Genomic DNA, 6,366 nt, shown 5'->3' with positions numbered 1-6,366 from the left:
TTTCTTTAACCAATCTATCAAGCAAAATATGGCAATTAATCTGCGCCAAAGGCTCACCCCCAGTGATACACACAAACTTGGTGTTGTACTTTTTAATCTCGGTAAGTATGACATCAATACTGAGTAAATTATTACCCTTAAAGGCATACTCAGTATCGCAATAACTACATCTGAGTGGACAGCCTGTGAGGCGTACAAACACGGTAGGCAAACCCACTTCTCGCGCTTCGCCCTGTAGGGAATAAAAGATTTCGTTAATATTAAGTTCGGTATTCATAATGTGCGTGAGAATTTTCTAAAAGATTTAACCATTTCGTAAATGAATACAACTTGTAATATTTTATAAAAGAAAAATAAATATCTATCTATATCACTTACAAAAGTAAATATCTTATCAATATCGTAACTTAACGGTGAGGCAAAATTAACCATAGTTTTTGCATCGTAATTAAAGCCGTTAATCAAAAAATAAAATAACATAACAATAACAACAAGGCTTATTATCGAGCGAATAGTACTCGTTCCAAAAGCACTTACCCAAGATTCAAAGGTTAAAACCAATTTATCTGATAAATTTTTCGTTGTTTTATTTTCTCTTAACGCTTTTAAGTGAGATTGATATTCTTGTGCGTGAAATTCTAGGGCTTTAATTTGATCATGTTGTTTAAGGGCAACATTTTTAAGGGTTAAAAAGGTTTTTCGATTATCTGATTTAAACTCTACATTACCATATTCTATCCTATCAATAATCGCATGCTTTAAATCAATGTCGATGCTCTTAACACCTGAAAAATTCAATACATTGTTAAATATGGCACTAGTAAAATCAACTTTTTTAGAAAAGCGAGTAGCAATAAAATCAACCCTATCGTTAAATATTGTTTCAACAGAGTTAACTTTACCATTAAATTCTGTACCACCAAAAGCAACATTTTTGTTAAATTTTGCAAGATTAAAACTAACCTCATCATTGAATTTTGCTGTAGCAAAGCTAGCATATTTAATAAATTTAGCGCTATTAAAGCTAACCCCATTATTGAATTTAACCCCACCAAAATTACCTACCTCATTAAATATTGCACCATAAAAAGTAGCATCTGAAAATGTTTCACCATGAAAATTTGTATTTATTAAAAAAATACAATATTCAAACTTATCGCTTTTTTCATTGCGTCGATCTCTAATTTGTTGACCATTTTCAATTAAATAATAAACGCAATCGTCTTTACATATCTTTCTTTCTCCTTTATCTACACCTAATATATTATCTAAATTACCCACATATGTTGTACAGGTTTTTGGTTTGCCGGTAGTGATTAGATATTCTTGATAAGAATTATCATTATATTTAAAACGCAGATATTCTGGGTTGTCTTTTGTTATTTCAACACTTGTTAATATTCTAATCATGATAAAAACTGCCCTTGCTTAAGCGCTTTAATTTGGTTACGCACATCAGCAGCTTGTTCAAATTTGAGCTCTTCTGCAAATTGATACATTTGTTTTTCTAAGGTTTTAAGTTCTTTTGCAAGCTGTACAGGGGTTAATTTTGCTACCGTTTGTGTGTCGTATTCCCCTTCAGAATCTGCTGCTCTTGCGTCGGTATCTAAAATATCAACAATTGGTTTAACCACGCCTTTAGGTGTAATATTGTTGGCTTCATTATGGGCTTGTTGTTTTTTGCGCCTTCGAGTGGTTTCATCCATTGCCCTTTGCATTGAATTGGTAATTCTATCCGCATATAAGATCGCATGACCATTGATATTTCTCGCAGCACGCCCCATGGTTTGAATCAAAGAGCGCTCAGAGCGTAAAAAGCCTTCTTTATCCGCATCTAAAATTGCCACTAAAGACACCTCAGGTATATCCAAACCCTCTCTAAGTAAATTAATACCTACCAATACATCAAACACACCTAGGCGTAAATCACGAATAATCTCTACCCGCTCAACGGTATCAATATCAGAGTGTAGATAGCGCACTTTGACATTGTGCTCATTGAGATAATCACTGAGCTGCTCAGACATTCGCTTGGTTAAAGTCGTTACCAAAACGCGCTCACCCACTTGCACACGCTTGTGGATTTCACTGAGTAAATCATCCACTTGCGTCTCAATAGGACGCACTTCAATCTCAGGGTCTAACAAGCCTGTGGGACGCACCAACTGCTCGGCAATCACGCTGGAAACCTCCAACTCATATTGCGAAGGTGTGGCTGAGACTAAAATACATTGATGAATTTTATCTTCAAACTCACTAAATTTTAATGGACGATTGTCCAGTGCTGAAGGCAGCCTAAAGCCAAACTCAACCAGCGTTGTTTTACGCGCCCTATCGCCGTTATACATACCGCCAATCTGACTTGCACTCACATGTGACTCGTCCAAAATGACCAGCGCATCTGCAGGCAAGTAATCTAGTAGCGTCGGTGGTGGTTGCCCTGCTTTTCTACCTGAGAGATAGCGTGAATAATTCTCAATACCATTGCAATAACCCAGCTCACGCATCATTTCAATATCCATATGCACTCGCTGTGTTAGGCGTTGCTCTTCAACTAATTTATTGGCTGATAGTAACTCCTTACGACGCACTTTAAGCTCGTCTTTGATATCATCCAACATATTTAGAATTTTAGACTTAGGTGTAACATAATGTGTTTGTGGATATACCGTTATTCGTTGTAACAGTTTAAGTTTTTCACCCGTGAGTGGGTCAAACCAATAAATTGCTTCAATCTCATCGTCAAACATTTCAAGTCGTAGGGCTTGCTCTTGCGAATCTGCAGGAAATATATCAATCACCTCACCCTTCACTCTAAAATGCCCGCGTGTCAAACTCACATCATTACGCGTATATTGCATTTGCGACAAGCGTGACAAAATTTCACGCTGGTTGATGACCTCACCTACGCTCAAATGCAATAACATTTGCATATAACTCTCAGGGTCGCCCAAGCCATAAATTGCCGACACACTGGCAATAATAATCACATCCTCTCGCTCTAATAGAGCCTTGGTGGCTGAGAGGCGCATTTGCTCAATTTGTTCGTTAATTGATGAGTCTTTCTCAATATAGGTATCGCTTGCTGGTACATATGCCTCAGGCTGATAATAATCATAATAAGAAACAAAATATTCCACCGCATTATTTGGGAAAAATGCCTTCATCTCGCTATACAGTTGCGCTGCAAGGGTTTTGTTGGGTGCCATAATCAAGCTTGCTCGTTTGGTTTGCTTAATCACATTTGCCAAGGTAAAGGTCTTACCTGAACCCGTTACACCCAAAAGTGTTTGAAACTTTTCGCCAGCATTAACGCCATCAACCAAAGTTTTAATTGCTTGTGGCTGATCCCCCATTGGAGAAAAATTAGATTCTAGTTGAAATTTTTTACCCACTACGCTGATTTTTGATTATCATAACCCATCAATTTTAAAACATTTAAAGCATTATGTCTAATCAACTCTCCTCTCGCGTTCAAAAAGTTAAACCTTCTGCCACTCTTGCTGTTAGTGCCAAAGCCAATGAATTAAAAGATCAAGGCATACAAATCGTACCCATGGGTTCAGGTGAGCCTGATTTTGACACACCTGAAAATATCCAACAAGCAGGCATTAATGCCATTAAAAGTGGACAAACGCGCTATACAGCAGTGGATGGCACGCCTGCATTAAAAGCGGCTATTATCAGTAAATTTAAGCGTGAGAATGCTCTGGATTACACGGCTACCGAAGTCATGGTGTCATCAGGGGGCAAGCAAGTTTTTTATAACTTATGTCAAGCCGTGCTTAATGCTGGCGATGAAGTGATTATCCCATCGCCCTATTGGGTGAGTTACCCTGATATGGTGATTTTGGCAGACGCCATACCTGTTATTGTTGAGACTGGTTTAGAGCAAGATTTTAAAATCACACCTAAGCAATTAGAGGATAACATCACTGAAAAAACCCAACTGTTTGTTATCAATAGCCCTTCTAATCCAACAGGTGCGGTCTACTCTAAGGCAGAATTACAAGCATTGGCAACAGTGCTGAAAAAACACCCTCAAATTTTAATCATCACTGATGATATCTATGAGCATATCCGTTGGGGTGATGATAATTTTATAAATATCGTCATGGCTGACAATGACCTAAAAGAGCGCACCATTATCCTAAATGGTGTTTCCAAAGCGTATGCAATGACAGGTTGGCGCATTGGTTATGGCGCAGGTCCAGAAACTATCATCAAAGCCATGAAAAAAATCCAAGGACAATCCACTTCAAACCCTTGTTCTATTGCTCAAGCAGCAGCGTTAGAAGCATTAAATGGCGACCAAAGCATTATCAATACCATGATATCTGCCTTTGAGGAGCGTCACGATTTTATTGTGGATGCACTTAATGCCATTGATGGCATTCAATGCCCCAAATCCCAAGGTGCCTTTTATTCGTTCCCGCGTGTTGAAGGTTTAATCAAGCGTTTGGGCTTAAAAGACGATGTAGAGCTGTCTACTTATTGTTTGGAAAAACTGAATATTGCCTTGGTACCTGGCTCTGCCTTTGGTGCACCAGGTTATGTGCGTTTTTCATTTGCCACCAGTATGGACAATATTAAACAAGCTGTTAAAAGGTTGAGTGCGCTTTAAAAACTATTTGGAAAATTCAGGCGATCTACTCCTAAACGCCAAAGCAATCTTTTTAAGGAATTATATTGAGAGACCTTTGCATAAATAGGGGTGATTGGCAATCCACTTATTAGTTAGCAACAAAAAGCCAATAATCACAATAAATCTAAAACTAGAGTGCGAGTAGTACAACAACAATGATGTTACTGAGTTGGCAAGCATCCTGTGGCAACGATGATTAAAGTCACTAATATCCTCAAATGCCATTGAGAGGGAATTTTAAAGTGGAGACCAAGTAGCATTAATAGAGACCTTTGCATAAATATGAATAATCATCAAAACGCCATTTTTCACCAACTTGACAATTTTATGAAACACAGCCATAGCTTTGCTATGACTATATTTCATAAAATCACCAAGTCGGCAAAACTTGTCATTTTGCTAATCATCCCTACTTATGCAAAAGTCTCTAATAATAGCATTTAGCGGGTTTAAACTCAGTGGCTCAAACAACAAAAAGAAAGACTGTGAACCATGGCAAGAAACATCTTAAAACTACCACACACTTGACAAACTTAGCAGTAGAATAAAAACTTTAAATAAAAGAGACCTTTGCATAAATAGGGATGATTAGCAAAATCCAATTTTTACCCAATGGGTGATTTCTTTAAACCTTGTCCTAGCAGGGCTAAGGCTGGGTTTAAAAAATCGCCAAGTGGGTGAAAAGTGGGTTTTTGATGATTGTTCCTATTTATGCAAAGGCCTCCATTAATAGCAAAAATAAGCACATATTCAACACCGCGTTTTTTTTCTGTGGGTTAACACGGTGAAAGAAAGTCCGCACTTAAAGACTTATTAAACACCAACACAACTCAAAGACCTCTATTAACCTATGTTATCAATGCTATCAACTTAATATCATAATCAAAAGAAGCCCAATATCATTGGCAAGCTAAATTTTCACAGTCTTTATGGCTTTTTATTTTGAAGCCTAAAATAACCCTGCGCTTATGGCATAAAAAATCAAGAGCAGCCAGCCATCCTACGGGATGACTGTGTCAAAGGACAATGTGAAAATCAATACCTTAGGGCAGTTTTTTCAAGGCTAAAAACCCTTTTACCTTCTCAAGGTATCATGCTACACTTAATCCTTAACGCAACGAACACTAAATCCGTTCGCAGGATTAGAATTGTGAACGAACTGCAACGGCGTCATGTCCCCTCCCCCTACACGATTATCAAGAATGGTCAAACTATTCTTCTCCTTATCATTAACCCACATAGCAACTAAGCTACCCTGACTCGTAAGCCGATATTTATTTACGATATTTTTGAAGCCAGCAGCTGGGATTGCAAGGAAGCTATTGAAGGCATCGTCTACATTCTTAACACCAGCACCAGTAGTCTCTGCCTCTAGCGTTTTCCAACTTGGCATATCAAAGCCGAACGGACAAGTACCAATTTTTTTAGCTTGCTCAAGCTTGTAGTATCCTCCATCGGCGGCCACTTTTTCTGCACCTAGGTTTCTATCAAGCCATACTTTTTTTGTGTAAGGTGAGACAACCTGTTTATAAGTTAGTCCTTTAAACGATATCGCTGGAAGGGGAAGAGGAAGGGGAGGAGGAGAAAATCTTTTAATTTCTATTTCTGGAGGAGTAGCAGAAGTTGGAGTTTTAAAAGTTCCTCTAATAACAAGATCAGCTTTGATATCTTTAGCGATTTTTTTAGACACATCACTTATAACCAGATAAGCTTTCTTCGTT

At 38.0% G+C, this 6,366-nt stretch carries 6 protein-coding genes; 2 read left to right on the top strand and 4 right to left on the bottom strand.

Annotated elements, in window-relative coordinates:
• The 3 genes from BBROOKSOX_RS08350 to uvrB all read right to left on the bottom strand — a co-directional run.
• A partial coding sequence (locus tag BBROOKSOX_RS08350; protein ID WP_139660934.1) for a radical SAM protein occupies nt 1-277 on the bottom strand: 277 nt, incomplete at its 3' end.
• The gene (locus tag BBROOKSOX_RS08345) at nt 274-1,410 is read right to left on the bottom strand and encodes a pentapeptide repeat-containing protein (RefSeq protein WP_180323925.1); all 1,137 of its coding nucleotides are present in this window, start codon (nt 1,408-1,410) and stop codon (nt 274-276) included. The genes BBROOKSOX_RS08345 and BBROOKSOX_RS08350, both read right to left, overlap by 4 nt.
• Nucleotides 1,407-3,395 (bottom strand): excinuclease ABC subunit UvrB, encoded by a 1,989-nt coding sequence (gene uvrB, locus BBROOKSOX_RS08340; protein ID WP_139660929.1) that lies wholly within the window; start codon nt 3,393-3,395, stop codon nt 1,407-1,409. Before uvrB ends, BBROOKSOX_RS08345 begins: the two co-directional genes overlap by 4 nt.
• 53 nt (nt 3,396-3,448) lie before the next feature.
• Here uvrB and BBROOKSOX_RS08335 point away from each other — a divergent pair, with 53 nt between their 5' ends.
• Both BBROOKSOX_RS08335 and BBROOKSOX_RS08330 read left to right on the top strand, forming a co-directional pair.
• A complete protein-coding gene (locus BBROOKSOX_RS08335) occupies nt 3,449-4,624 on the top strand; it encodes a pyridoxal phosphate-dependent aminotransferase (protein ID WP_139660926.1) in 1,176 nt (391 codons plus the stop codon).
• 303 nt (nt 4,625-4,927) lie between these two features.
• A complete protein-coding gene (locus BBROOKSOX_RS08330; protein ID WP_180323924.1) occupies nt 4,928-5,089 on the top strand; it encodes a hypothetical protein in 162 nt (53 codons plus the stop codon).
• A gap of 658 nt (nt 5,090-5,747) precedes the next feature.
• On the opposite strand, the gene BBROOKSOX_RS08325 is transcribed toward BBROOKSOX_RS08330, so the two are convergent.
• The coding region (locus BBROOKSOX_RS08325) for a hypothetical protein (RefSeq protein WP_180323923.1) at nt 5,748-6,366 on the bottom strand (619 nt) is incomplete at its 5' end.

It is taken from the genome of bacterium endosymbiont of Bathymodiolus sp. 5 South, assembly GCF_900128535.1.
Taxonomy (GTDB): domain Bacteria; phylum Pseudomonadota; class Gammaproteobacteria; order PS1; family Pseudothioglobaceae; genus Thiodubiliella.
This window is presented reverse-complemented; position numbering and strand designations above follow the sequence as displayed.